Origin of the sequence: Pseudomonas tremae, assembly GCF_023278125.1 — a bacterium.
Classification (GTDB): domain Bacteria; phylum Pseudomonadota; class Gammaproteobacteria; order Pseudomonadales; family Pseudomonadaceae; genus Aquipseudomonas; species Aquipseudomonas tremae.
On record NZ_CP066270.1, the window covers coordinates 3,816,520 to 3,839,758 of the forward strand.

At 56.1% G+C, this 23,239-nt stretch carries 23 protein-coding genes and 2 pseudogenes; 17 read left to right on the forward strand and 8 right to left on the reverse strand.

Annotated elements, in window-relative coordinates; all coding sequences use genetic code 11:
- Window positions 1-10: 10 nt before the first annotated feature.
- From I9H09_RS17265 to dapA, 3 genes are read right to left on the reverse strand one after another with little or no spacing between them, the layout of a single operon-like run.
- Window positions 11-769 carry an MBL fold metallo-hydrolase gene (locus I9H09_RS17265; RefSeq protein ID WP_122313386.1) on the reverse strand — a complete coding sequence of 253 codons (759 nt, stop codon included), beginning with the start codon at window positions 767-769 and terminating at the stop codon, window positions 11-13.
- Entirely contained in the window at window positions 770-1,888 is a 1,119-nt protein-coding gene (gene bamC, locus I9H09_RS17270; protein ID WP_005892080.1) for an NlpB/DapX family lipoprotein, read from the reverse strand. It abuts the gene before it with no gap.
- Window positions 1,889-1,906: 18 nt separating this feature from the next.
- Window positions 1,907-2,785 (reverse strand): 4-hydroxy-tetrahydrodipicolinate synthase, encoded by an 879-nt coding sequence (gene dapA / locus I9H09_RS17275; protein WP_005892078.1) that lies wholly within the window; start codon window positions 2,783-2,785, stop codon window positions 1,907-1,909.
- Between the two features lie 325 nt (window positions 2,786-3,110).
- On the opposite strand from dapA, the gene I9H09_RS17280 reads away from it, so the two are divergent.
- The gene (locus I9H09_RS17280; protein WP_005892076.1) at window positions 3,111-3,674 is read left to right on the forward strand and encodes a glycine cleavage system transcriptional repressor; all 564 of its coding nucleotides are present in this window, start codon (window positions 3,111-3,113) and stop codon (window positions 3,672-3,674) included.
- Window positions 3,675-3,684: 10 nt separating this feature from the next.
- Complete coding sequence (locus I9H09_RS17285; protein ID WP_122346362.1) at window positions 3,685-4,158, forward strand: peroxiredoxin; 474 nt, start codon at window positions 3,685-3,687, stop codon at window positions 4,156-4,158.
- 60 nt (window positions 4,159-4,218) lie between these two features.
- Here I9H09_RS17285 and I9H09_RS17290 read toward each other — a convergent pair whose 3' ends face one another.
- Window positions 4,219-5,289: an AI-2E family transporter gene (locus tag I9H09_RS17290; RefSeq protein WP_024669477.1), complete on the reverse strand. Its 1,071-nt coding sequence runs from the start codon at window positions 5,287-5,289 to the stop codon at window positions 4,219-4,221.
- A gap of 33 nt (window positions 5,290-5,322) precedes the next feature.
- The gene (locus I9H09_RS17295) at window positions 5,323-5,574 is read right to left on the reverse strand and encodes a sulfurtransferase TusA family protein (RefSeq protein WP_053932369.1); all 252 of its coding nucleotides are present in this window, start codon (window positions 5,572-5,574) and stop codon (window positions 5,323-5,325) included.
- A 140-nt stretch (window positions 5,575-5,714) separates the two neighbouring features.
- Between I9H09_RS17295 and I9H09_RS17300 the strand changes: the two genes are divergently transcribed.
- On the forward strand, window positions 5,715-7,148 hold the full coding sequence (locus I9H09_RS17300; protein WP_053479556.1) for a M48 family metalloprotease: 1,434 nt from the start codon (window positions 5,715-5,717) through the stop codon (window positions 7,146-7,148).
- Between the two features lie 80 nt (window positions 7,149-7,228).
- Here the strand turns inward: I9H09_RS17300 and nadA are convergent, their stop codons facing one another.
- Both nadA and I9H09_RS17310 read right to left on the reverse strand, forming a co-directional pair.
- Window positions 7,229-8,287, reverse strand: coding sequence for a quinolinate synthase NadA (nadA, locus tag I9H09_RS17305; protein WP_122346363.1), 1,059 nt, complete (start codon window positions 8,285-8,287; stop codon window positions 7,229-7,231).
- A 338-nt stretch (window positions 8,288-8,625) separates the two neighbouring features.
- Entirely contained in the window at window positions 8,626-9,081 is a 456-nt protein-coding gene (locus tag I9H09_RS17310; RefSeq protein WP_024669474.1) for a winged helix-turn-helix transcriptional regulator, read from the reverse strand.
- 149 nt (window positions 9,082-9,230) lie between these two features.
- Between I9H09_RS17310 and I9H09_RS17315 the strand changes: the two genes are divergently transcribed.
- The 13 genes and pseudogenes from I9H09_RS17315 (at window position 9,231) to I9H09_RS17370 (ending at window position 21,441) form a co-directional block, all read left to right on the forward strand.
- Entirely contained in the window at window positions 9,231-10,487 is a 1,257-nt protein-coding gene (locus I9H09_RS17315; protein WP_053479557.1) for an MFS transporter, read from the forward strand.
- Window positions 10,488-10,585: 98 nt separating this feature from the next.
- A complete protein-coding gene (locus I9H09_RS17320; protein WP_122346364.1) occupies window positions 10,586-10,888 on the forward strand; it encodes a 2Fe-2S iron-sulfur cluster-binding protein in 303 nt (100 codons plus the stop codon).
- Window positions 10,889-10,951: 63 nt separating this feature from the next.
- Window positions 10,952-11,704, forward strand: a complete 753-nt coding sequence (locus I9H09_RS17325; RefSeq protein WP_122324906.1) for a hypothetical protein — start codon at window positions 10,952-10,954, stop codon at window positions 11,702-11,704.
- A 15-nt stretch (window positions 11,705-11,719) separates the two neighbouring features.
- Complete coding sequence (locus I9H09_RS17330; protein WP_122366967.1) at window positions 11,720-13,060, forward strand: ATP-grasp domain-containing protein; 1,341 nt, start codon at window positions 11,720-11,722, stop codon at window positions 13,058-13,060.
- A 68-nt stretch (window positions 13,061-13,128) separates the two neighbouring features.
- On the forward strand, window positions 13,129-14,460 hold the full coding sequence (locus I9H09_RS17335; protein ID WP_122324905.1) for an ATP-grasp domain-containing protein: 1,332 nt from the start codon (window positions 13,129-13,131) through the stop codon (window positions 14,458-14,460).
- A 31-nt stretch (window positions 14,461-14,491) separates the two neighbouring features.
- On the forward strand, window positions 14,492-15,721 hold the full coding sequence (locus tag I9H09_RS17340; RefSeq protein WP_122346367.1) for an ATP-grasp domain-containing protein: 1,230 nt from the start codon (window positions 14,492-14,494) through the stop codon (window positions 15,719-15,721).
- 25 nt (window positions 15,722-15,746) lie between these two features.
- Complete coding sequence (locus I9H09_RS17345; protein WP_122324903.1) at window positions 15,747-16,643, forward strand: EamA family transporter; 897 nt, start codon at window positions 15,747-15,749, stop codon at window positions 16,641-16,643.
- A gap of 39 nt (window positions 16,644-16,682) precedes the next feature.
- Entirely contained in the window at window positions 16,683-18,008 is a 1,326-nt protein-coding gene (locus I9H09_RS17350) for an aminotransferase class V-fold PLP-dependent enzyme (protein ID WP_005892036.1), read from the forward strand.
- Window positions 18,009-18,329: 321 nt separating this feature from the next.
- A pseudogene (locus I9H09_RS17355) lies at window positions 18,330-18,560 on the forward strand (hypothetical protein); the annotation flags it as partial.
- A gap of 116 nt (window positions 18,561-18,676) precedes the next feature.
- Complete coding sequence (gene proP / locus I9H09_RS17360) at window positions 18,677-20,179, forward strand: glycine betaine/L-proline transporter ProP (RefSeq protein ID WP_024668762.1); 1,503 nt, start codon at window positions 18,677-18,679, stop codon at window positions 20,177-20,179.
- Between the two features lie 85 nt (window positions 20,180-20,264).
- Window positions 20,265-20,961: pseudogene (locus I9H09_RS17365) on the forward strand (SNF2-related protein); the annotation flags it as partial.
- Window positions 20,947-21,093: a hypothetical protein gene (locus I9H09_RS27240; RefSeq protein WP_428847137.1), complete on the forward strand. Its 147-nt coding sequence runs from the start codon at window positions 20,947-20,949 to the stop codon at window positions 21,091-21,093. The pseudogene I9H09_RS17365 and the gene I9H09_RS27240, both read left to right, overlap by 15 nt.
- Before the next feature lie 99 nt (window positions 21,094-21,192).
- Window positions 21,193-21,441 carry a hypothetical protein gene (locus I9H09_RS17370; RefSeq protein ID WP_122346368.1) on the forward strand — a complete coding sequence of 83 codons (249 nt, stop codon included), beginning with the start codon at window positions 21,193-21,195 and terminating at the stop codon, window positions 21,439-21,441.
- A gap of 197 nt (window positions 21,442-21,638) precedes the next feature.
- Here I9H09_RS17370 and I9H09_RS17375 read toward each other — a convergent pair.
- A protein-coding gene (locus I9H09_RS17375; protein WP_122346372.1) for an IS3 family transposase occupies window positions 21,639-22,801 on the reverse strand; the annotation gives its coding sequence in 2 pieces (ribosomal slippage) (window positions 21,639-22,546 and window positions 22,546-22,801; 1,164 coding nt in all).
- A 222-nt stretch (window positions 22,802-23,023) separates the two neighbouring features.
- Here I9H09_RS17375 and I9H09_RS17380 point away from each other — a divergent pair.
- Window positions 23,024-23,221 (forward strand): hypothetical protein, encoded by a 198-nt coding sequence (locus I9H09_RS17380; protein ID WP_057415013.1) that lies wholly within the window; start codon window positions 23,024-23,026, stop codon window positions 23,219-23,221.
- The last annotated feature ends 18 nt before the right edge of the window (window positions 23,222-23,239 follow it).

A 23,239-nucleotide genomic window follows, 5' to 3' on the forward strand; every position in this document is an offset into this window, starting at 1 on the left:
AGTAGTTGGGCTAGGCGATATGTCGCCAGTCGAGCCCTGAATCTTGATCGGCCAGTTGCAGCCAGTCCGGGTCGCACCCGAGGGTGTCGACAAAACATTGCCGGGCCAGGTGCGGCAGGTTGTTCTTGCTGCTGAGATGCGCCAGCACCAGGTGCTGAAGGTCCTGCCATCCCAGTTCGCTCACCAGGCTGGCGGCCTGATGATTATTCAAATGCCCTGTTTCACAACCGACGCGCTGCTTGAGAAAGACCGGGTACTGGCCTCGGGCAAGCATGTCGCGGCAGTGATTGGCTTCGATCATCAGGGCATCCAGGCCCTGATAACGCTGCAATACATTGGAACAGTAAGACCCCAGATCAGTCAGCAGGCCAAAACGACGTTCGCCGTTACTGAAGACAAACTGAGTCGGTTCGAGCGCATCATGGGCAACGGACACCACATCGATATCCAGCGCGCCAATCCGCAAGCTCTCCCCGCCTGCCAGCAACCCCGCCACTTCCACCGGCTTGCGCATCCCGCGCAAGGTGCCGCCGCTTAGGTAGACCGGCACGTTATGGCGCCGGGAAAGCAAACCCACGCCATGCACATGATCGGCATGTTCGTGGGTCACCAGAATTGCACTCAGCTGACTGGCTGCGACACCCAGGCGAGCCAGGCGTCGCTCGGTTTCTTTCAGCGAAAAACCGCAATCGACCAGGATGTACGTATCGTTGCTTGCGACCAGCGTGCCGTTGCCACGACTGCCGCTGCCGAGAACCGCGAAACGCACTTAACCCAGGTTGTCTTGAACAACGCTCAACACCCGGCGAGCGACATCCGCAGGCGCAACGGTGTTGATGTTTTTCTCGACAGTCACTTGGACGTTGTCACCCACCTTGCTCAGGCGAACCTGATAGCGCTCGGCGCGGGCATCGATTTCTTCTTTGGTGGACTTGCTGCCGAACATCCGCCCAAAGAAGCCAGGCTCGTTTTCAGGCGTTTTAGCCTTCTCGGCCAGGTTGATGTAATACAGACCCAGGCTGCGGTTGACGTCCTCGACGCGCCAGTCGCCCTGGTCCAGGGCACGGCCAACGCTCGACCATGCACGATCCAGATCGGCACCGAGGTTCAACACCGGGTTGCCGCTGCCGTCTTCGCTGAGCGCAACGCGGCTCGGGGTATCGTAATCACGCGCAGCCAACAGGGAGATCGAACCGCCCTTTTCAGCATTGCGACCCATGCTGGCAAGCAGGTCATCGGTCAGGGCTGCATCCAGACCGAGGTTGGTGGTGCGGTTCGGGAACGCCACGTCGGCGGCGCTGCCGGCCGGACGTTCGACGCTGACTACATAGACTTCACTGGTATTGCGCTGCACGCCCGGCTCGATACGAACCCGCACGCGGGTCTCTGCATCGGCGGCGACGCCAGCGGCACTCAGGCGCTTGGCAACCGAGGCGGAAAGTTCATCAAGACGCTGCCACGAGGAGCTGAATTCGCCGGTCTGCGGGCGCTCTTCAGCGATGCGGAAACCGTTGTCTTCAAAATACTGATGAGCCACCGGCCAGACTTCGGCAGGCTGGCGCTGAGCAAGAATCCAGTGCGCATCGCCGCTCTTCTGCAAGCTGAAGTCGCTCGACTCGGAAGTCGTGGCCAATGGCTGAGGACGAGGGACCGTGTATTCGCCCTCCTTCTGAGTGCTGTCAGCCACGTTGCGCGGGATCGGCAACAATGGGTCCAGGCGTTTGACGCCCGACACATCGGCTGGCAACTGCATGGGTGCAGTCTGGGTCGCCTGGAGGTAATCGCTACCGCGATCACGGAAGTAACCATCTTCGCCCCAGAGCCAACCGCAACCGCTGGTGCTGGAGATGATAAGAGCAAGTGCGGAAAGTCCGGCCAATCGCTTCATTGCGTGATACTTCCTCAATTAAACCAGGACGCCGGACTGGCGCAGGGCCTGACGCAGCGGTTCGTGACAGGCTTCGCTGAGCCAGGTAAGCGGCAGACGGATACCGTCTGGCATCAAACCCATTTCATGCAAGGCCCACTTCACAGGGATAGGGTTGGATTCTATGAACAGGGTGTTATTGAGCGGCATGAGTTTTTCATGGATCGCTCGTGCCGTCTCGGCATCACCACGCATGGCGGCTACGCAAAGGTCACTCATGGCGCGCGGCGCCACGTTGGCAGTGACAGAAATATTGCCCTTGCCGCCCAGCAGCATCAATTCGACAGCCGTTGCGTCATCACCGGAGTACAACAGAAAATCGCTGCCGACGCTGGCCAGAATGTCCTTGGCGCGCTGCAGGTTGCCGGTGGCTTCCTTGATGCCGATGATGTTTTTCACTTTCGACAGACGCGCAACGGTTTCTGGCAGCATATCGCAGGCCGTACGGCCCGGCACGTTGTAGAGAATCTGCGGAATGTCGACAGCATTGGCGATGTGGCTGAAATGCTGGAACAGGCCTTCTTGCGTCGGCTTGTTGTAATAAGGGGTCACCAGCAGGCACGCATCGGCGCCAGCAGTCTTGGCGTTGGTGGTCAGTTCGACGGCTTCGCGCGTCGAATTGGCACCTGTGCCGGCGATGACCGGAATACGACCTGCAACCTGAGCGACCACTCGACGGATGACTTCGATGTGTTCGTTCACATCCAGCGTCGCCGACTCACCGGTGGTGCCGACGGCAACAATGGCGTGGGTGCCCTCTTGCAAGTGGAAGTCAACCAGTTTGCTCAGGCTGTCCCAGTCCAGACGACCTTGTGCATCCATTGGTGTGACCAGTGCCACCATACTGCCCGCAATCATGCAACCGCTCCTGCCGGAAAAAGAGAGCCGTAATGGTACTGGCGCTATCAGCCTTGTACAAGCGAAGTACCGCGCTCTGAGCATTCCCCTGAGCGTTGGTTTTCGCTACCCTTTGTCCTTTGATCGGTACTGGTCACCTGCGTACCTCGCTCAATCGGTCGAATTTTTCGCCAGAAGCCCTGCCCCAGCGCCCTCCAGCCCAGTCATGGCTCGTTCATGCAAGCCAGGCGCTCCGGGGACCGGGAAGGTCTCTCGCGCCATCGATTGTCGAAACAGCCCCGCAAGTCCGAAAAAGTACCGACCGCTCATCGTCTAGGAATGCTGCATGTCGTCCACCCCCACAGTTCGCGAACAATTCCTTGTCATCAGTGCCCTTGGCGCCAACCCAATGGAGCTGACCAACGTCCTGTGCCGCGCCAGCCATGAAAACCGTTGCTCGGTCGTCACCTCTCGCCTCACTCGCCACGGTGAGTGCAGCGCGCTGATTCTGCAGATATCCGGCACATGGGACGCTCTGGCGCGTCTTGAGACAGGTCTTCCTGGGCTCTCCAAGAAGCATGCATTCACGACCAGTGTCGTGCGCAGCGCAACGCTTGAAAACCGTCCCGAAGCCCTGCCCTACGTGGCTTACGTCAGTTCAGCCTATCGTCCGGACATCATCAACGAGTTGTGCCAGTTCTTCATCGATCACAACGTCGAGCTGGAAAACCTGATCTGCGATACCTATCAGGCACCGCAGACCGGCGGCACCATGCTCAATGCCACCTTCACGGTGACGCTGCCTGCCGGCACGCAAATAAGCTGGTTGCGTGATCAGTTCCTTGACTTTGCCGACGCACTGAACCTTGATGCGCTGATCGAACCCTGGCGCCCACAAGCCCCCATGTAAGGAGTCATCCATGGCCGTTACAGTAGATCAACCGGTTCCCGATTTTCAGGCACCTGCGACCAGCGGGCAGACCATAGAGCTGTCTGCACTCAAGGGTCAGCAGGTCGTGATTTATTTCTACCCGAAAGACAACACGCCCGGCTGCACGACCCAGGGCCAGGACTTCCGTGATCACATCGCCAGTTTTCAGGCCGCCAATACCGTCGTCCTGGGTGTGTCTCGGGACAGCCTGAAGACCCACGAAAACTTCAAGGCCAAGCAGTCCTTCCCGTTCGAGCTGATTTCGGACAAGGAAGAAGCGCTATGCCAGCTGTTTGACGTCATCAAGCTGAAAAAGCTGTATGGCAAGGAATACCTGGGCGTTGATCGCAGCACATTCCTGATCGACAAGGATGGCGTCCTGCGCAACGAGTGGCGCGGCGTGAAGGTGCCAGGCCATGTGGCCGAGGTGCTGGCCACCGCTGAAGCCCTGAACAAAGTCTGATTAGCGGTATCGGCTGCGGCACTCGACGTGCCGCAGCAATTCACTCTTAACTCTCGCCCGCTAAAGCAGAGGCGCTACCGTTGGCTCGTTGCGCGGCCAGGCGTCGAGTACGGCCTTGAACAGGGTCGCCAGCGGAATAGCGAAGAAGATCCCCCAAAATCCCCACAGGCCGCCAAACAGCAGCACCGCGCAGATGATCGCGACCGGGTGCAGGTTGACGGCTTCTGAAAACAGCAATGGGACCAGCACGTTGCCGTCCAGCGCCTGAATGATGCCGTGCGCGATCATCAGGTAGATGAACTGGTCGCCCCAACCCCATTGAAACAGGCCGATCAGCGCTACAGGCACCGTTACCACCACTGCGCCGACGTAAGGCACAACGACCGATATCCCGACCAGCATGGCCAGAAGAGCGGCGTAATTGAGCCCCAGCGCGACAAAAGCGATATAAGTCACGCCGCCACAGATGAAGATTTCGATGACCTTGCCACGAATGTAGTTGGCGATCTGACGCTTCATTTCATCGGCGACACGGTTGAGCAATGCCCGCTCACGCGGCAGGTAGCCCCGCGCCCAGCGGCCGATCATGTGCCGGTCCTTGAGGAAGAAGAACACCAGAATCGGCACCAGCACCAGGTAGATCATCAGATTGACCAGCAGCGGCAGACTGGAAATCGAGAACGTCAGCGCCAGTTGGCCGATCTTGCCCACTTCCCCACGAGCGACTTCGATCGCCAGCAGCACCTGCTCGTCAGAAACCAGATGCGGATAGCGCTCAGGCAACAACAGCAGCACCGACTGCCATTTGGCAAGCATCCCCGGCGCCTCGTTGAACAGCGTGATCATCTGGTGCCAGAGCAACGGCACCAGCACCAGCAGAAACACCAGCAACACGCCGATGAACAATGTGAACACCAGACCGACCGCAGCCATCTCCGGCATGCGCAAGCGCTCAAGCGCGCTGACCAGGCCATGCATCAGAAACGCGAGCACCAACCCGGCCAGTACCGGGGCCAGCATCCCGCCCAGTGTCAGGACAAGCGTGAACGCCAGAAACAGCAAGACCGCCAGCACCACCGCTTCCTCGTCAGAGAAGTAGCGTTGTACCCAGTTGCGAATCACATTGAACATCAAACATCCTTTTCGGAAAAAAACGGCGACGGATCAGGCTTTGCGAAGCCAATAACGATAAACGCCTGCGTCGGCTTCTTCGTGCAAAAGCGCGTGCCCGGCAAGTCTGGCAAAGGTTCGGAAATCACGCTGTGATCCAGCATCGGTGGCGATCACTTTCAGCACCGCCCCGCTGGCCAGACGATTGAGCTCCATCTTGGCTTTCAACAGGGGGAGCGGGCAATTGAGCCCGCTGGCATCCAGCTCAGCGTCACAGGCGTCAGGGGGCGCTACAGCGTCAGACATCTTTTATCTCCAGGCGGACACATCGAATTACAAAGCAGGTCCGAAAAGGCATGGCGGACAAGGCGTCAAGAATACCTCACTCTGGTCAGCACGCCATTCGGCCAGCTACAGTACAGGTTCTTCTGACCAGAGCTTCGTGCATGAATTTTTTGCGTCCTACACTGCTCACCCTCGCCTGCCTGTTTTCGACCCACGGCATGGCGGATGATCTGCCTTCTCTGGGCGATGCCAGCTCTTCGATTGTGTCTCCCGAGCAGGAACATCGCCTTGGCCGCGCCTGGCTAGGCCTTCTGCGCGGCCAGGTGGGTCAGTTGTCGGACCCGCAGCTCAAGGATTACGTCGAGACCACAGTCTATCGCTTGGCCGAGACCAGTCAGGTTCAGGACCGACGCCTGGAATTCATCCTGATCAACAGCCCGCAGCTCAATGCCTTTGCCGCACCTGGCGGGATCATCGGCGTCAACGGCGGCCTGTTTCTGAATGCCAAGACCGAAGGCGAATACGCGTCGGTGCTGGCCCACGAGCTGGCTCACTTGTCTCAGCGCCACTTCGCGAGAGGCATCGAAGCACAGCAACGCATGCAAGTGCCGGTGATGGCCGCGATGCTGGCGGGTATTGTGATGGCGGCGGCCGGTGCCGGTGATGCCGGTATCGCAACCATCGCCGGCTCGCAGGCGGCAGCCATTCAGGAGCAGCGTCGGTTTTCGCGCCAGAACGAACAGGAAGCCGATCGTATCGGCATCCTCAATCTGGAAAAGGCAGGTTACGACCCACGGAACATGCCGACCATGTTCGAGCGGCTCATGCGCCAGTATCGATTCGACGCCAAGCCTCCAGAGTTCCTGCTGACTCACCCGGTCAGCGAGTCGCGGATCGCCGACACACGCAACCGCGCCGAACAGGCCAAGCCTGGCGGCAAGGAAGACAGCACGCTGTATCAACTGATGCGCGCACGCGTTGCACTTATCTACGAGGAAACACCGGGGATAGCCGCCAAGCGTTTCCGCGCCCAACTGGTTGAAAACCCCGACTCGGATGCCGCTCGCTATGGCCTGGCCATCGCCCAGATCAAGGGTGGACAGCTCAACGAAGCTCGCGAAAGCCTCAAGCCACTGCTGGATAAGGCGCCGAACGACATTACGTACAACCTGACGCAGATTGATCTGGACATCACCAACAACCGTCTGGCCGATGCACAGAAGCGCGTCGATCGCATGCTGACGCTGTACCCTGGCAGCTACCCGCTCAATGATGTGCGCATTGATGTGTTGCTCAAGCAGAATCGCACCGCAGAAGCCGAAAAGGCCCTGGAAGCGCTGCTCAAGACACGTCCGGACGACCCGGACATCTGGTATGTCGTAGCAGAAACCCGCGGCCTGAACGGCAATACGATCGGCCTGCACCAGGCGCGTGCTGAATATTTTGCCCTGGTCGGTGACTTCCCTCAGGCTATTCAGCAACTCGATTTTGCCAAACGCCGAGCCGCCAACAACTTCCAGCTGGCCTCGCGCATCGACGCACGCCAGAAGGATCTGGTCGAACAGGAAAGAATGGTCAAGGACATGATGAACTGATCGCGACAAGCCGCCCGACGCGCGCTGCGGCAAGCCTTCACGAAATCAAAAGCCCGACTTTGCAGTCGGGCTTTTTACTGTCAGGCGTTACCCGCCTGCCTTATACGAGCCGCATGGGTGAAATCCAGCATGCGTTGCAATGGGCGAACTGCGCCAGGGATCAGTGCAGGATCAACGACTATCTCATTGGTGCCTTCACGCAGGCACTGCAAGGTGCGCTCAAGCGTGTTCATCGCCATCCACGGGCAGTGTGCGCAGCTGCGGCATGCAGCGCCATTACCGGCTGTAGGTGCCTCAATGAAGATCTTGTCGGGACACAATTGCTGCATTTTGTAGAAGATGCCCCGATCGGTCGCAACGATGAACATCGTGTTGGGCAAGCGCTGTGCGGCGGCAATCATCTGGCTGGTGGAGCCAACTACATCAGCCAGCTCGATCACTGACTCCGGCGACTCCGGGTGAACCAGAATAGCGGCATCGGGATACAAGGCTTTCATGTCTTCGAGCTGCTTGGACTTGAACTCCTCGTGAACAATGCAGGCGCCGTCCCACAGCAGCATGTCGGCACCGGTTTCGCGCTGGATATAACGCCCGAGATGCTTGTCCGGCGCCCAGATGATCTTCTCGCCGTTGTCCATCAGGCTTTCAACGATCTCCAGCGCGCAACCAGAGGTCACTACCCAGTCTGCACGGGCTTTGACTGCGGCAGAGGTGTTGGCATACACCACCACAGTGCGTTCGGGATACTGATCGCAAAATGCGGAAAATTCGTCGACCGGGCAGCCGACGTCAAGCGAGCAAGTGGCTTCGAGCGTCGGCATGAACACGCGTTTTTCGGGGTTGAGAATCTTCGCGGTTTCACCCATGAACCGCACACCGGCCACCAACACGGTGCTGGCTGAGTGGCTGTTGCTGAAACGCGCCATCTCCAGAGAGTCCGCCACGCAGCCACCAGTTTCTTCGGCCAGCGCCTGAATTTCAGGGTCGCAATAATAGTGAGCGACCATGACCGCGTCCTGCTTCTTCAGCTCGGCTGCGATCTCGGCACGGTAATGCGCCTGCTCATCAAAGCTCAACGCTTTGGGCTGCTTGGCATCAAGGTGCGCCTGCACCAGAAAGCGTTCGGAAATCTGTGTCATGTTCGCGATACCTGATGGCGCTTGAGCGCGAAAGGCAAGTCTACACCTGAAAAAACAGGCAATAAAAAAGCCGGAAACCTCATCCGCAACGGGTCGTCCGGCCTTACGCATACATCGCCCGAAAGAGGCTGCGCCATGTGCAATCGCCGATGGCTGATGCCCGAAAAATATCGGCCCGACCTCTGAAGGCGCGGCGATTCTAACGCCAAAAACCTGATCTGGCAGAAGTTTCTGGCTCGATAAGCGACTCCGAACGTTAACTGCACATCGTGGATGGCGTGAAGAAATTCAACCAGCGCCTACTGGTTTACCAGGCCCAACGCCGATGCACTACACGTTCAGGAGTCTTTAGTGATTACCTGCCGGTGACAGTCTTCCGGGGCAAGCACCCTGCCCGATCTGGAACGCACGGCGATGGTTTCGACCGGCTCCGATAATTCATTGTCGAGCAAAATAGAGTAATGCTCACCTTCGCTGAACAGAAACTGCCCTCCCCACTGCCGCATGCTGATAAGGATAGGAAACACTGCGCGGCCCATTTCGCTTAACACATATTCCTTATAGGCACTGCCATCTGAGGCGGGCTGAATATGAAACACGCCCAGCTCAACCAACATTTTAAGCTTCACCGCGAGAATGTTTTTAGCAAGGCCAAGACGTTTCTGGAACTCACTAAATCGACGAACGTCGTCGAAAGCATCACGAATGATCATCAAAACCCATCGGTCACCGATCGCCTCAAGCGTACGAGCCACCGGACATTCGCTTTGAGCCAATATTTGCTGTCTGGCCATAGTTCTCCAAGGGGTGCGAAAAAATCAATTGATCTCGAAATCCAAGGTAATACAAAAATGCTTTTGCATAAGTGGTTGCATTTTAAAACCTGACTTGGTAAAAATCAACACGCCGGTTTTCTTTCGAAACCAATTTCAAGGATGAAGTGATGCCTTACAAATCCCTTGCACCGGTCAAAATGGATGTTGAAACCGAGAAGGCTGCTGGCGGATATGCCAACTCATCTCAGAAAGCTACGCTCCCCAGACTGAGCCGTTACCAGACATTTCTCTTCTCGATTACCTGCGCAATTGCCGTGGCGAACATCTATTTCGCACAGCCTCTACTAGAATCGATGGCTGCCAGTTTGGCTGTTTCCTCTGGAATAATAGGTATCGTCGTCACGGCCACACAGGCAGGTTATGCCGTTGGGTTGCTGTTCATTGTCCCGTTGGGCGACCTTCTAAATCGCAAAAAAATCATCCTCACACAAATGCTTCTTTCGGCTTTGGCCTTGTGCGCTGTAGGAATGGCTCAGAACTGGATCATGCTGCTAGGTGCGATGGTGCTAGTGGGCCTGATGGCAGTCGTGGTCCAGGTGGTGGTCGCCTATGCCGCCACCCTGGCGAGCCCCGAACAGCGCGGTGAAGCAGTTGGCACTGTAACCAGCGGGATCGTGCTGGGAATTCTCCTCGCGCGTTTCGTATCAGGAGCGGTAGCGGACCTTGCAGGCTGGCGCGGTGTTTATTTCGTGTCGGCCGCACTGATGGTCTGCATGGCGCTGGTGTTGTTCCGGACAATGCCTGCCTCAACGCCCCCGCCAGCGAAAGATGGTTACTGGAAGTTATTGCGATCAATGTTCCAGCTGTACCTGACTGAGCGCAGTCTGCGTGTCAGGGGCACTTTTGCCCTGCTTATCTTTGCTGCCTTCAGTGTGTTGTGGACATCAATGGTACTGCCGCTCAGCGCGCCTCCACTGTCATTGTCACATACCCAGATCGGGCTTTTCGGGCTGGCCGGCGTGGCTGGTGTACTTGCCGCAGCACGAGCCGGGCGGCTTGCCGACAAAGGGTTTGGCAATCGCACCACCGGCGTGGCGCTGGCACTACTGACTTTATCCTGGCTGCCCATCGCGTTTGTCGAAAGCTCGTTGCTGGCAATGGTAGTTGGCGTGGTTTTGCTGGACTTTGCCGTGCAGGCGGTCCATGTCACCAATCAAAGCCTGATTTTTGCCTCGCGACCCGACGCGCAGAGCCGTCTCGTTGGCGCATATATGTGCTTCTACTCGATAGGCAGCGGTCTGGGCGCGGTGGCGGCTACTTATACCTACGCGCACTTTGGCTGGGGAGCGGTGTGTGCATTGGGGGCCGCCATCAGTGCAATTGCCATGGTGTACTGGATCTTCCTGGAACTCACACCCCCCTAAACGACTGACACGTTAACCCTGCGCTCGTGATTATTTTAGGCGGGGCGTCAAACTGCGCGTCCAACTCACACTATTTTTAATGTAAGCCCGAGGCAAGTATGGCATTGCACACCCTCACCCTCACCATCACTTCGCATCAGCTCGAATTTCTCCTGCCGGTCAATACCCCTATTACCGATATCGAATGGGAAGTCGGGGGAAAGAATGTAATCCCGCTGGGCTGCCGTGTAGGAGCCTGCGGGGCCTGCTTGATAAAGGTTAAATCAGGTCTCGATGCATTGAATCCTCGGGACGATGATGAAGAGGCTTTTATCGAAGTACTGGGTTATAGCGGAGCAGAGTACCGCTTGGCGTGTCAGTGCCAGATAAGAGGAAACGTCGCCATTGAAATTATTGGCTGACCCCGCTGTTTAAGTTTGCCCGTTATTTAAAGCGTTATACACAAACCCAAAAGAGGCTTGATTATGCTTAACCGTGTAAAGAATGCTGGCTATGGTAATCGCACTCCATTTCTCAACGCCGCCGCTTCGCTAAACCTGAGGGGTGAGATTGACCGGATCATCGACGTCCAGGTTGAGCAGTGGTATCAAACTGTCTCTCAGGCTGCACACCTGGAAGGAAAAGATGTCAACAGCGCGTATTACAAGCGTCACCTGATCGAAACGGCATGGCGCATCCGTCTGCTGCGTGTGGCCGAAGCAAAAGCACTGGTGGATATCGCCAAGATCAGCCCGGAGGCGGCCCAAATATGGGCCCACTATGAACAGGAAGAGATGCTTCACGACGACCTGTTCATTCAGGACCTTGAGCGTGTAGGCGTCAGCCGCGAGGAATTTCTTGAAACCGAACCCTACCTGTCCACGAAACTGTTAACCGGTTTCTTCTCCTACCTGCTCGACCATGAGGGGCCACTTGGCGTAGTCGCCTATTCCTACCTGGTCGAGTATGTGAACGTTAAGCTCGAACCCCGCAAGCTTGAAGCACTCAAGGCATCGATTGGCGAGACCAAGATCATCGGTCAGGTCTCCCACTCTCACACAGACATCAATGATGACCACCCCGGCGAAGTGTGGGCGGCACTGCGCTTTTTGCTTAAAAGCGAGCAAGACATCGCTGCGTTGAAGCGCTATCTGGCAGAGCATCAAAAGATTCTCGCCATGTACTTCAGTGAGCTGTACATCGACACATTGGCCACGCCGCAAGACAAGGCAGCTTAGACCATGGAACGGGCAATGAAGGCAAATCGTCCCGGTGTTCTGATCCTGAGCCATTGTGGCTTTTCATTCCTTGAGGACTTGAAAGAGGAGCTGCATCGACGTCGGCTTCAGTGTTTCGTATTGTCTTCATTGCCGCTTCCTGAGCATTTGCCAGCTCGTCTGGACCAGATTCAGGCTTGGGCGGATCAGCTTCATGTTTCCGATTCGCATCAGTTAAAAACAGAAGATGTGAACAACGCACTCCAGACCCTGCGCACATCGGGAGAGCAGGTCACCTGCTGCATCAGCGTGTGGGAAGGTTATCGGCACCTGATGGCCGCGGCCAACGCGTCGCTCGGCACTTATGACATTGACGCCGAACAGGCGCTGGCACTGCGCAACAAGCTTGAGGTGCGCAATCAACTTTTAGAGGCGGGCCTGTCGCAAGCAAGAGCCCACGTACTGAATGCGCCGGTATTGGAATCATTGCAGGCGCATGACCAGCGCTATTTCATCAAACCCGTTTACGGGATTGCGTCATATGCAACATTTCCCATGCGCAAATGCACCACATGGAATGAGCTCGAAGCGCTGCGCCTGGCCTCGGCAGACGACACGGTGTATGCGTCAGCGTTCAACGACGGGCTGCAGTTTATGGCGGAGGATTACATAGACGGTCAGGAATTCAGTTTCGAGACTCTGCTGGTAGATGGTCAGGTTCACGTCGTGGCCATCCACGAAAAATACGAAGTGACTGAAACCGCCGAAACGGTCTTGGAAGACAGTTGTACCACTCCGCCGGCGAGTATCGATCAGGAGCAAATAGCCGCCGGTATCGATTGGCTGGAAAAAGTGCTGAGACACATGAAACTCAAGTGGGGCTGCTATCACGTTGAAGCACGCTTTACCGGGCAATACTGGGACCTGATAGAAATCAATCCGCGTGTTGGCGGCAGCCTGATTTCCCACAGTGTCGAGGCTGTCACCGAAGGCCACAGCATGCTGTCCCTTTGGCTGGATCTGCTATTGGCCAGCCAGGACGATGCTTTACCACGCGAGTTACTGGTGGCGAAGTTGTCCAGGTACGGCTGGCGTGCAGACGGTTCGAGTGCACAGTCCATTGCAACTTTTTTTCGAGTCTACTTCGCCAGACCGGGAAGGCTTAGTTCAGTGACACTGAATGACTTGCCTCTTGCCCCTGTGGTGAAACACATCCTGTTGAAAGCTGGCGACGTTATACCCGCGCATGCCCGCGAAGTATTCCTTGGCCAATTGCTATGGAAGTTCGACCGGGCACGTCAGACGACGGAGCTCGCGAGCCTGGCGACCCTGAGCGCTACCGCACTGGACATCCGCTACGAGGCCGACAGCTTATAAGCTCACCATGAAAGCGTCTGGAACATTACCCCTGCCTATGATCCGCCCTAGCATTGGAGATGATTAACATGCCTCAACAATCGCCGGTATTGCTATTAGTGGACTACAATCTGAGCCGAATCGGTGATGTCCTGCATATACGCAACTACGCGCGCAAACGATGGAATGCCGAAACGTGGCTGGTACGGGGCTCTCCGCAGGAACATGACTTGCACATGAGCGACCGGGTAATCGACGCCGATCCCCTGGCCCCCGATTTCATCCATAGGGCGCTCGGTATATTGGGTGACGACGCTATAAGAATCTCCGCAGGCATGGTCTTTTCCGATAACGCTGTGGTCAGCGGCGCAGTCTTGCTGGAACAGCTCGGCCTGCAGGTTGATGACTCGGGGCTGGCACTTGGCGCGTTTGACAAACTGGCGTACCGCATCGCCGAGAGGCGTATGCACCTCCAGCTCAAAAAGTTGGGTGTCCTGTTGCCAGATTTTCAGCAGATTAAGTGCGTCAATGATGTACGCAATTTTGCCCTGCGCCAGGATAGCGGGTTCGTGCTCAAGCCTGCGTGCGAAGGTAACAATCGTGGCGTGGTAATAGTAATGCCGGGAGGCGATTGCGAGCAGGCATTCGCGGAAGTTGCGCCCTACCTGGACATGGGCGTGCTGGCTGAAGCCTTCATCACATTCACCCGTGAGTATTCCTACGATGGGCTGGGTGACCTGTGGTTTATCACAGAAAAAATCAGCGCCAGCGGGCGATATCCCGTAGAGGTGGCGCAGATACTGCCCGCTCGCCTGAGTGAGCAGGAGCGCCAGGCCATACGTCAGGCCGGCGAGCAGGTCAATCGTCTGGTGGGCCAGCAAACAGGCCCATTTCACAATGAAATAAAGCTCAGCGATAACGACTTCAGCACTGCGGTGATCGAGCCAAACCGCCGCCCAGGCGGCATGAAAATCTGGACACTTGCACACGCAGTTCACGGACTTGATATGTATGCAGCCTGGGTCGACTCGGTGTTCGCAGTACCCGTTCCGACAGCGATGCCCGCCGCCACTTGCAGCGCCGCAACAGTGATGCTTGGCGTGCCTCATGACATGACGTTCGAGGTAGCCGAGCTGGGCGAGGTCCAGACAATGGTCAACGACACATTGATCCTCGCCGCGCAGACACTCGGCATGGAAAAGAAGGATATTGCCCTGATCGAATGTGCATGGATATCCGGCCAGGCACGCCTGATTAACGCAGTCCCCAGAGACAACAGCGACTTCGTTGCCCACGCCTGTATAGCGCTGCATGACGCGAGGGTGGATATACGCGATCTGGTGGCGACAATGCGGGAGCAGTGGCTGGAAGTTCTGAATCGCAAACTTGCATCCGGGCAGCAGTTCAAGGTCGCTTCCTGATTCGATTCTCTAAAGCATCGAGACCATTGGCATGAAAATTCTTATCCTTCACCGCGTTCCTTATACGCGTATCGAATATCACCGTGGCGTCGACCATCAACAGCATGATGTTACTTACCTGGGAACACAGTCGGCGATAAATACACTGCCAGCGACGTTGCGCTGTGAACGTGTCGTTCGACCTGGCTTGACCAGCGCCTGCGAGGAAGTGCTGGATTGGCTGACACGCTTTCCCCAACGCTTTGAACGAATCATTTCGATGTCCGAGTATGAACTGCTTGACGCTGCACGCCTGCGTGAAATGCTTGATGTCGAAGGGGCTTCCCTGACAGCCGTGACGCTGTCACGCAACAAGCTGGAAATGAAGACGGCTGTCCAGGCGCGACATTTGCGAGTGCCGCGTTTCATGGCACTTGACCGCTACCTCGAACTGCAAGGGCATGTGCCGTGGCCTGGAGCAACCGTACTTAAGCCACACAGCGGCGCATCAAGCGCCGATGTGAGTATTTACCAGCAACCGTCACATGCCTTCGATGAAATCAGGCGCAAAATCAGCGACCTGTCGCTGCGCATCGAAGACTTTCAGGTCGAGGAATATATCGCAGGCCCCATCCGGCATTTTGACGGCCTGGTGTTGAGAGGTCAGATAATCACTCTGATATCCAGTGAATATGTTGGAACGTGCCTGGACTACATGGAGCGCGGAGCTCCGCTTGGTTCCTGGCATCTGGAGACCACAACACAGATGCAGGACTGGGTCAGTGAAGCACTGCAAGCGGTGCAGATCTACAACGGCGCGTTCCATCTGGAAGCGATCATGGATGCCGATGAGCCGGTATTCCTTGAAGTGGGCAACCGGGTCGGTGGTGCAGACGTCGTAGCGACCTATGAGCTGGCCACCGGCATACACTTGCCGTCAGCAGAACTGCGAATTCACATTGAAGGCGAACTGGACATCCCGTCTTTGATCGGGCAACAACCAGACCTGGGCTTCGGCTGGTTTGTTTTCCCCGGCCATGCCCACCCGCAAAGAACATTCCAAGGCCTGGACGGCGCGGATGAACTGCGTACGAGCCCATATGTCGTGCAGTGGAACGAGCTTCATATGGGTGCGCTACTGCCCAATCACGTCACGTATTCAGCTTTCGAGGTGCCACTGGCTGGCATCGTCAAGACCGCTCGCCCACAGAAGACCCGCGACTGGATGCGAACACTGTTTTCGCGGGTGAACCTCACCCAGGACCTGACATCCGTCGCGTGATCTCTCTCATCAAGGCAACTCAACCATGAAACCACTGCACGTAGTGTTGGCTGTACTGATAACAGCAATCTGGGGCGTGAATTTCTCAGTAATCAAACTGGGACTGGCCACCGTCGACCCTTTCATTCTCGCGGGTATCCGCTTCAGTCTCTGTGCGTTACCGGCAATCTTTTTCATCCGTAAACCGGACGTGCCATGGCGCTACATAATCGGTTATGGCCTGGTATTCGGCATTGGCCTGTGGGGGATGGTCAATCTTGGCATCAAGGCGGGCCTGTCGGCGGGTATCGCCTCGCTGGTTCTGCAATTCAGCGCATTTTTCACCATACTGCTCGGCGGCTGGGTATTCAAGGAGGCGTTGACCCGTTTTCAGGTGCTGGGGATGTTGATCGCGCTTGCCGGACTCTTGTGCATCATCGGGATCAGCGATGGCTCAGTAAGCCTGCCTGGCGTGCTACTGGTACTGGTTGGCGCGGTATCTTGGAGCATTGCCAATATCATCAATAAAAAGGCCAGCACCAAGGATGTATTCGGCTTTCTGGTGTGGTCCAGTGCCTTCGCGCCTATCCCTCTATTTGCTCTCGATTATGCTGTCAATGGCAGTGCTGGTTATGCCGCTTTCGTCAATCAGGTAGACACAACTGCCTTACTGTCGATCGTGTTTCAGGTTTATCCCAATACGCTGTTCGCCTACTGGATCTGGAACTCACTGCTCAAAACATACCCGGTTTCGACCGTTGCCCCCCTCTCGTTGCTGGTACCGATCTTCGGCATGCTCGGGTCGGTCGTTTTATTCAACGAAAGCGTACCGATCAGCAAAGTACTGGCAATAGTGCTGATTGTGCTTGGCCTGGCCGTCGGCCTGTATGGGCAGCGTATTTTCAATGCTTTATTCGCGCGTTCTGCGCGCACGCCAATATGACCGGCAGGGAATAATATGAGTTTGGGAAGACGCGATTTTATGGGTGCCACTGTTGGAGCAACCCTGATAGCAGGCAGCATGTTTGCAGGCGTGGCAAGTGCGAAAGCGGCACAGCCTTCTGAACAGGATAAAGCGGTGATGGCGCTTGATCCAGACAACTGGGCATCGGTGCGTGCGCAGTTCAACCTGTCATCGGAGTTCGTGCACATTTCGAACTTCTTTCTGGCCTCCAACCCCAAGGCCGTGCGCGACGCAATGGCCCATCATCGAAAAGCCTTCGACGAAAACCCCTACACCTACCTGGAAGACAATATGTTCGCCAAGCCAGAAGACATGGTCTGGCGCAAGGTCTGTGCAGCAGCGGCAAACTACACTGGGGGACGCGCCGAGGACATCGCATTGACCACCAGTACCACGCAGGGGCTGGCGATGATCTACAACGGTCTGAAACTGACAGCTGACCAGGAAATCCTGACGACCAGCCACGAGTGGTACACCCACGACGAGGCAATGCGTCTGGCAGTGCTTAAATGGGGTGGAAGCATCAGGCGCATCGACCTTTACCAAGGCCCCGAGGACGTTAGTATCGATGCCATCATCGCTCGCATCGAAGCCGCTATCCGACCCTCAACTCGCATACTCGCCATGACCTGGGTGCACTCGGGCACAGGCGTGCGCTTGCCGGTCAAGGAAATAGGCCTAATCGTCACACGGATCAATCGTGATCGCTCCGAAGCAGACCGGATCATCTATGTGATCGACGGCGTCCATGGCTTTGGCTGCTCCGAGGCGCAGGTCGCCAGCCTGGGTTGCGACTTCTTCAGTGCCGGCACGCACAAGTGGATGCTCGGCCCACACGGAACGGGGCTGGTCTGGGGCCGCGAAGGTCAGTGGGCACAGATCACGCCGACCATCCCCACTATCATGGCAGCCGAGCCTGCAAATGCCTGGCGGCAAGAGCGCGAACCGCAAGGAGAAACTCAAGCAGCATGGGTAAGCCCCGGCGGCTTTCTGGCATTCGAGAACCAATGGGGAGTGATCGAAGCGTTCGAGTTTGCCAGAAAGGTCGGCCGCAAACGTATTGCCGATCGTGTTTCCGAACTTAACGGGCAACTGAAGGAAGGCCTGGAAAAACTGCCGAATGTGCATCTGCACACTCCACGCTCCGCGCAATTTTCGGCTGGAATCGTGTGCTGCGACGTCAAAGGCTGGACGCCCAGAGATGTGGTGGCGAAGTTGAAAGCACAGAAGATCATCGCCAGCGCTACTCCCTACCGTCATTCAACAGTGCGTTTCTCCGCCGGGATTATCAATACGCCTGAGGACATCGAAAAGACTCTCAAGGTCATGCGCACTTTCACATGACGCCCAGCTCTTAACTCATGCAGCCTCTGACACTTGAATCATGCAAGTGCAGCGGCTGTCTCGTCGGCCACTCAATCGATAAGCGCGCATATTCAAAAGCCTCAGCTTTGGTGCTCGACCTTCAAGCCATTTACGGAAGCTCAAGGCAGCTATACGGCAAATCACAATCCGCAACGCAAAAAAACCTGCAAATCCGCATTTTCATGGGCCTTCCAGATTTTCGAAATGGTGGGTCGTGTGGGCTTCGAACCTAAGACCAATTGGTTAAAAGAAAAATGGCATTACCTGACGGTGGCTATGGGTCTGTCTGCGCGTCGGATGGTATTGCGCAGCTTGAAAACTGAGTGGATACCGACCGTAGACTACATGGCGGCCCAAGAGGCTCAGCGGGGTATCAGTCATGATCTGATGCATCGTTACAACTGGATTCGGCCATACCAGCTCAATGATGGACTGCCGCCCGCTCAGGACGGAAAAAATCTTAACTTCGTGTCCGGGATCAGATCACCACTACACCGGGGCGACGGTCCGGCACAGCTGTTCGTAAGGTGAAATCTTTCAGCATTGAATTATTTGCGTACCATAGGTATCTGATCCACAAGTGTCCTGTCTGACAACTGTATTTAAAGTCGCCTTCCTCACCAAATGATTTGTTATAGAGTAATGGTATGAAACCACGTAAAGAAAAAGTCAGTCCGATTGGATTGAGCGACATCACTATCGTTGACGACGTCAAGGTGCGCAAGGCGATCACGGCTGCGGCGCTCGGTAATGCCATGGAGTGGTTCGATTTCGGCGTGTACGGATTCGTCGCCTACGCTCTGGGTAAGGTGTTCTTTCCCAACGCGTCCCCTAGCGTGCAGATGATCGCTGCCCTGGCCACTTTTTCCGTTCCTTTCTTGATCCGCCCGCTGGGTGGGTTGTTCTTTGGCGCATTGGGCGATAAATACGGTCGGCAAAAGATTCTCGCGGCGACCATTGTCATCATGTCGCTCAGCACCTTCGCCATTGGGTTGATCCCCTCTTATGCGACCATCGGTATATGGGCACCTATTCTGCTGCTGTTGGCAAAGATGGCTCAGGGTTTCTCAGTGGGCGGCGAGTATACCGGTGCCTCGATCTTCGTCGCTGAGTACGCGCCGGACCGCAAGCGGGGCTTCCTTGGAAGTTGGCTTGACTTCGGCTCGATCGCTGGCTTCGTGCTCGGCGCAGGTGTAGTTGTGATGATTTCCTCGATCGTCGGCGAAGAGAGGTTTCTCGAGTGGGGCTGGCGCCTGCCGTTCTTCCTGGCATTGCCGCTGGGCATGATCGGCCTGTACCTGCGTCACCACCTGGAAGAAACCCCGGCGTTCCAGCAGCACATGGACAAGCTCGAACAGGGCGACCGTGAAGGTCTTTCCGATGGGCCAAAGGTGTCGTTCAAGGAGGTCGCAACCAAGCACTGGCGCAGTTTGCTGACCTGTATTGGCGTCGTTGCGGTTACTAACGTCACCTATTACATGCTGCTCACTTACATGCCGAGCTACCTGACGCATAACCTGCACTACAGTGAAAACCGCGGTGTGCTGATCATTGTCGCAATCATGGTCGGCATGCTGTTCGTGCAGCCGCTGATAGGCTTCCTCAGTGACAAGGTCGGGCGCCGGCCTTTCATTCTTGTGGGCAGCATTGGCCTATTCCTGCTGGCCATTCCAGCTTTCATGTTGATTAACAGTGGCAAAATCGGCCTGATCTTCGCCGGCCTGTTGATGATAGCGGTGCTGTTGAATTTTTTCATCGGAGTGATGGCCTCGACCCTGCCGGCCATGTTTCCCACGCACATCCGTTACAGCGCGCTGGCCAGTGCTTTCAACGTCTCGGTATTGCTCGCTGGTCTAACACCGACAGCGGTGGCCTGGCTGGTAGAAACCACCAATAACCTGTACATGCCGGCCTATTACCTCATGGTCATAGCCGTCGTTGGTTTCGTGACCGCCATCACCATGAAGGAAACCGCCAACAAGCCCCTACGCGGTGCGGCGCCCGCTGCTTCCGACATGGAAGAAGCTCGTGAGCTGCTGAAAGAGCATCACGATAACATCGAACACAAGATCGAAGACCTCGACACGCAAATCGCCGAACTGCAAGCCAAGCGTGAAGCACTGGTGCAACAGCATCCACGGATCGATTGATAGGCAAGTACCTGCTTGAAAAAGTTGGCGATCTAGCACTTCTGGTCCGCAAAACGGACCTTCGCCTGATCGCCTCTTCATGCCTGCCGACGACATGGGGCTGGACAAAAAACGCCAGGCGGTGATTGCCGCTGGTATACGTGCCCAAGGTAAACCGGTTCTGGTAATTTTACTCAACAGCCTGATCATCAACTGGCAGCGTGAGATCCTGATGGTGTTTCCTCAGGCTCAGATTGCCATGCAAACCGTTGATGCGAACGCTGGCTGGATCATCGTCAACTACGAGCGACTGGGCGATTTTGTCATGCACGCAAACCGTTTCGCGGTGATGGTCATTGATAAGGCGCACCGACTCAAGGAACCCACTGCTGCATGGACACGCCACGGCTTCGACATCGCTGCCCAAGTATAAAACCGCTACCTGTTGACGGGAATGCCTGTACTCAATCGCGAAGCGGAGCTGCACACACTGCTCAGGCTCTCAGGCCACCCAATCGGTCAGCTGCCCCTCGATGAGTTCTGCGAGCGACTCGCCGGCAGTTCTGAGTTTCGCAAGACGCTTAGAGATGAGATATCTGACTGGATGCTTCGTCGCCGCAAGGATGTGCTGCCCAACCTGAAGGGGAAGCAGCGGCAGACTCTGCCGGTGATACTCAGCCAGGTAGAACGAGACGAGTACAATCTATGTCTTTTTTCTGGGGCTTTCATGGACACCGGGGCTGCAGGACCAAGCTGAGGATCGGGCCTATCGCAACGAGCAGTTGCGCATGGTTGTCGTCAAAATCCCTTTGGCCGAGGACACCATCGACCAACAGCTGTGGCGAATGCTCATGGACAAGCGCGCTCTGGCCAGCGATCTGATCAATCCTGAAGCGGAGGAGTCCAGCAAGAAGGCTCTTGCCGAAATCCTGTGAGTGATTCGGGCGGCACTACGACGGGCAATTCCAAAGCAGCTAAGATTGCTTTAATCTTCGCCATCAAGCCTATAGGTCAAGCTACCGTGGGAGCTCCTCATGCTCAAATCGATTGTTTCAAATCTGGAACCTGTACTGCTCAGAATCTCTAAAGTTGGTAATGGATGCGGCTTTCTGCTCATCGTTGGTTACGTCCTGCTTTCCATGGTTTCTCTGATGCAGGACCCGAACTTCGTCCAACTGCGCTTGGTTCAAGAGTTCGGGCAGCTCATTTTTTCTGCATTTTTTGTCAGTGCAGTGTGTATGATTCTGCAGATGATGATCAGAACCAACGCTCGTTCAAACTGAAGTCTGTACCTCGTTGAAAAGCGTTATGCTCTGATCAACTGACAGACTGGCTGATAAGGAGGGTTGCTACTACTGCGCTCCTCCTTGCCCTCATTCTCACCTGCTCGGTATCTATTCAGACAAACCATCGAACTGACAAGTCTGATAAGAGCCCTTCAATCTTAGCCGTCGCCGCCATTACCGCCAGCCTGTAGTGGTCAACTGATCCCGGACACGACGTTAAGTTTTTTCTCGTACTGAGCGGGTGCCAGTCCATTATTGAACTGGTGTGGCCGAACCCAGTTGTAGCGATGCATCAGATAATGACTGATATCCCGCTGTGCCTCTTGGGCCGTCATGTAGCCCACGGCGGGTATCCACTCGGTTTTCAAGCTGCGGAATACACGCTCCATCGGCGAGTTGTCGTAGCAATTACCTCGGCGACTCATGCTCTGGCGCATGCGGTATCGCCAAAGCCGCTGGCGAAACTGTCGGCTCCCATATTGGGAGCCCTGATCTGAGTGAAACAGCAGGCCCTGAGGCTTGCCGCGTTGCTCATAAGCCATGTCCAGCGCCTTGATGACCAAGTCCGTGTCCGGTTTGTTTGAAAACGCCCAGCCCACCACCCGACGCGCATAAAGATCCATAACCACCGCCAGGTAATGCCATTTTCCTTGCGCCCAGATGTAGGTGATGTCGCCACACCAAACCTGATTGGGCGCGGGTACATCGAACTGCCGATTCAAAATGTTCGGAATGTCAGGCCTCTCCACTGTTGCTTTTTTATAAGCATGAGAGCCAGGTTGCTTGCTGATTAATCCCAGTTCCCGCATCAGGCCACGTACCTTGAACCGGCCAATTTGCTCGCCATCTTCCTGCAATACCGAAACGATACTGCGGCTGCCAGCAGCGCTTCGACTTTGCCCGAACAGCTCATTGACTCGACTGAGTAAACGAACCCGCTCGGTGTCTGGAGCCCGACGCCGCTGGCAATGGTCGTAGTAGCACGAGCGAGGTGTCTCGAACATCTCGCACAGCAATTCGATCGGCTCATGGGCACCTAGCTGATCGATCAGCGCAAGCGCTCGTGTTCTTCCGACATCAAGAGCGCGGTAGCCTTTTTTAAAATGGATTTCTCCCGCTCAAGACGAGCGATGCGCGCTTCCAGCTCCTGAATTTTCTGCTGCTCGGGCGTCAGGGCTTTGCTCTGAGGCGTCACGCCATTGCGCTCCTGCTGGAGCTGGCTAACCCAGCGACGCAGCGCAGACTCGACCACTCCAAGCGAGCGAGAAGCTTCGACATGGCTATAACCTTGATCGAGCACGAGGCCTGCGGCCTCACGTTTGAATTCAGCGGAGAAGGTACGGCGTTGCTTGGTCATCAGACACCTCTATATCTGGCGATATTCTCGCCTAAATGAGTGTCCGGAATCATTAGACCACTACATATGCATCTGTCGATTTGCGTGCCATCGTTAGAACGGCCTCACCCAAACTGATTGCTCTTCTGCCCGGCGCCGAGTCAATGTTGCTCAGTCTCCACATGTCTTCTATGTCGTCAGCGCGTTTGCCGCCTTGCAATTGCATCGAATGGAACATTGCATATGCCTACCGGCTATTACCTGGTGTGCCTCGAAACTCACCGGTACATCTGGATCGGCGCACTTGGCGATACACGATGTGCTGCCGGTGTCGATACTGGCCTCGTATCCAGTTTTTGCTTGGCGCATCGCGGCAAGGCGCTCGTCGTGGTCAGCGAGTCGCATCAGGTCGTTGAAGAAGGCCACGAATGGACGCTTTGACCTGCACACCCCACAGAT

Bases quoted from the DNA above. Each gene is read 5' to 3' on its own strand.
- bamC (WP_005892080.1), bottom strand. From the start codon at position 1,888: ATGAAGCGATTGGCCGGACTTTCCGCACTTGCTCTTATCATCTCCAGC.
- dapA (WP_005892078.1), bottom strand. From the start codon at position 2,785: ATGATTGCGGGCAGTATGGTGGCACTGGTCACACCAATGGATGCACAA.
- I9H09_RS17280 (WP_005892076.1), top strand. From the start codon at position 3,111: ATGTCGTCCACCCCCACAGTTCGCGAACAATTCCTTGTCATCAGTGCC.
- I9H09_RS17285 (WP_122346362.1), top strand. From the start codon at position 3,685: ATGGCCGTTACAGTAGATCAACCGGTTCCCGATTTTCAGGCACCTGCG.
- I9H09_RS17290 (WP_024669477.1), bottom strand. From the start codon at position 5,289: ATGTTCAATGTGATTCGCAACTGGGTACAACGCTACTTCTCTGACGAG.
- I9H09_RS17295 (WP_053932369.1), bottom strand. From the start codon at position 5,574: ATGTCTGACGCTGTAGCGCCCCCTGACGCCTGTGACGCTGAGCTGGAT.
- I9H09_RS17300 (WP_053479556.1), top strand. From the start codon at position 5,715: ATGAATTTTTTGCGTCCTACACTGCTCACCCTCGCCTGCCTGTTTTCG.
- nadA (WP_122346363.1), bottom strand. From the start codon at position 8,287: ATGACACAGATTTCCGAACGCTTTCTGGTGCAGGCGCACCTTGATGCC.
- I9H09_RS17310 (WP_024669474.1), bottom strand. From the start codon at position 9,081: ATGGCCAGACAGCAAATATTGGCTCAAAGCGAATGTCCGGTGGCTCGT.
- I9H09_RS17315 (WP_053479557.1), top strand. From the start codon at position 9,231: ATGCCTTACAAATCCCTTGCACCGGTCAAAATGGATGTTGAAACCGAG.
- I9H09_RS17320 (WP_122346364.1), top strand. From the start codon at position 10,586: ATGGCATTGCACACCCTCACCCTCACCATCACTTCGCATCAGCTCGAA.
- I9H09_RS17325 (WP_122324906.1), top strand. From the start codon at position 10,952: ATGCTTAACCGTGTAAAGAATGCTGGCTATGGTAATCGCACTCCATTT.
- I9H09_RS17330 (WP_122366967.1), top strand. From the start codon at position 11,720: ATGAAGGCAAATCGTCCCGGTGTTCTGATCCTGAGCCATTGTGGCTTT.
- I9H09_RS17335 (WP_122324905.1), top strand. From the start codon at position 13,129: ATGCCTCAACAATCGCCGGTATTGCTATTAGTGGACTACAATCTGAGC.
- I9H09_RS17340 (WP_122346367.1), top strand. From the start codon at position 14,492: ATGAAAATTCTTATCCTTCACCGCGTTCCTTATACGCGTATCGAATAT.
- I9H09_RS17345 (WP_122324903.1), top strand. From the start codon at position 15,747: ATGAAACCACTGCACGTAGTGTTGGCTGTACTGATAACAGCAATCTGG.
- I9H09_RS17350 (WP_005892036.1), top strand. From the start codon at position 16,683: ATGGGTGCCACTGTTGGAGCAACCCTGATAGCAGGCAGCATGTTTGCA.
- proP (WP_024668762.1), top strand. From the start codon at position 18,677: ATGAAACCACGTAAAGAAAAAGTCAGTCCGATTGGATTGAGCGACATC.
- I9H09_RS27240 (WP_428847137.1), top strand. From the start codon at position 20,947: ATGGTTGTCGTCAAAATCCCTTTGGCCGAGGACACCATCGACCAACAG.
- I9H09_RS17370 (WP_122346368.1), top strand. From the start codon at position 21,193: ATGCTCAAATCGATTGTTTCAAATCTGGAACCTGTACTGCTCAGAATC.
- I9H09_RS17380 (WP_057415013.1), top strand. From the start codon at position 23,024: ATGCCTACCGGCTATTACCTGGTGTGCCTCGAAACTCACCGGTACATC.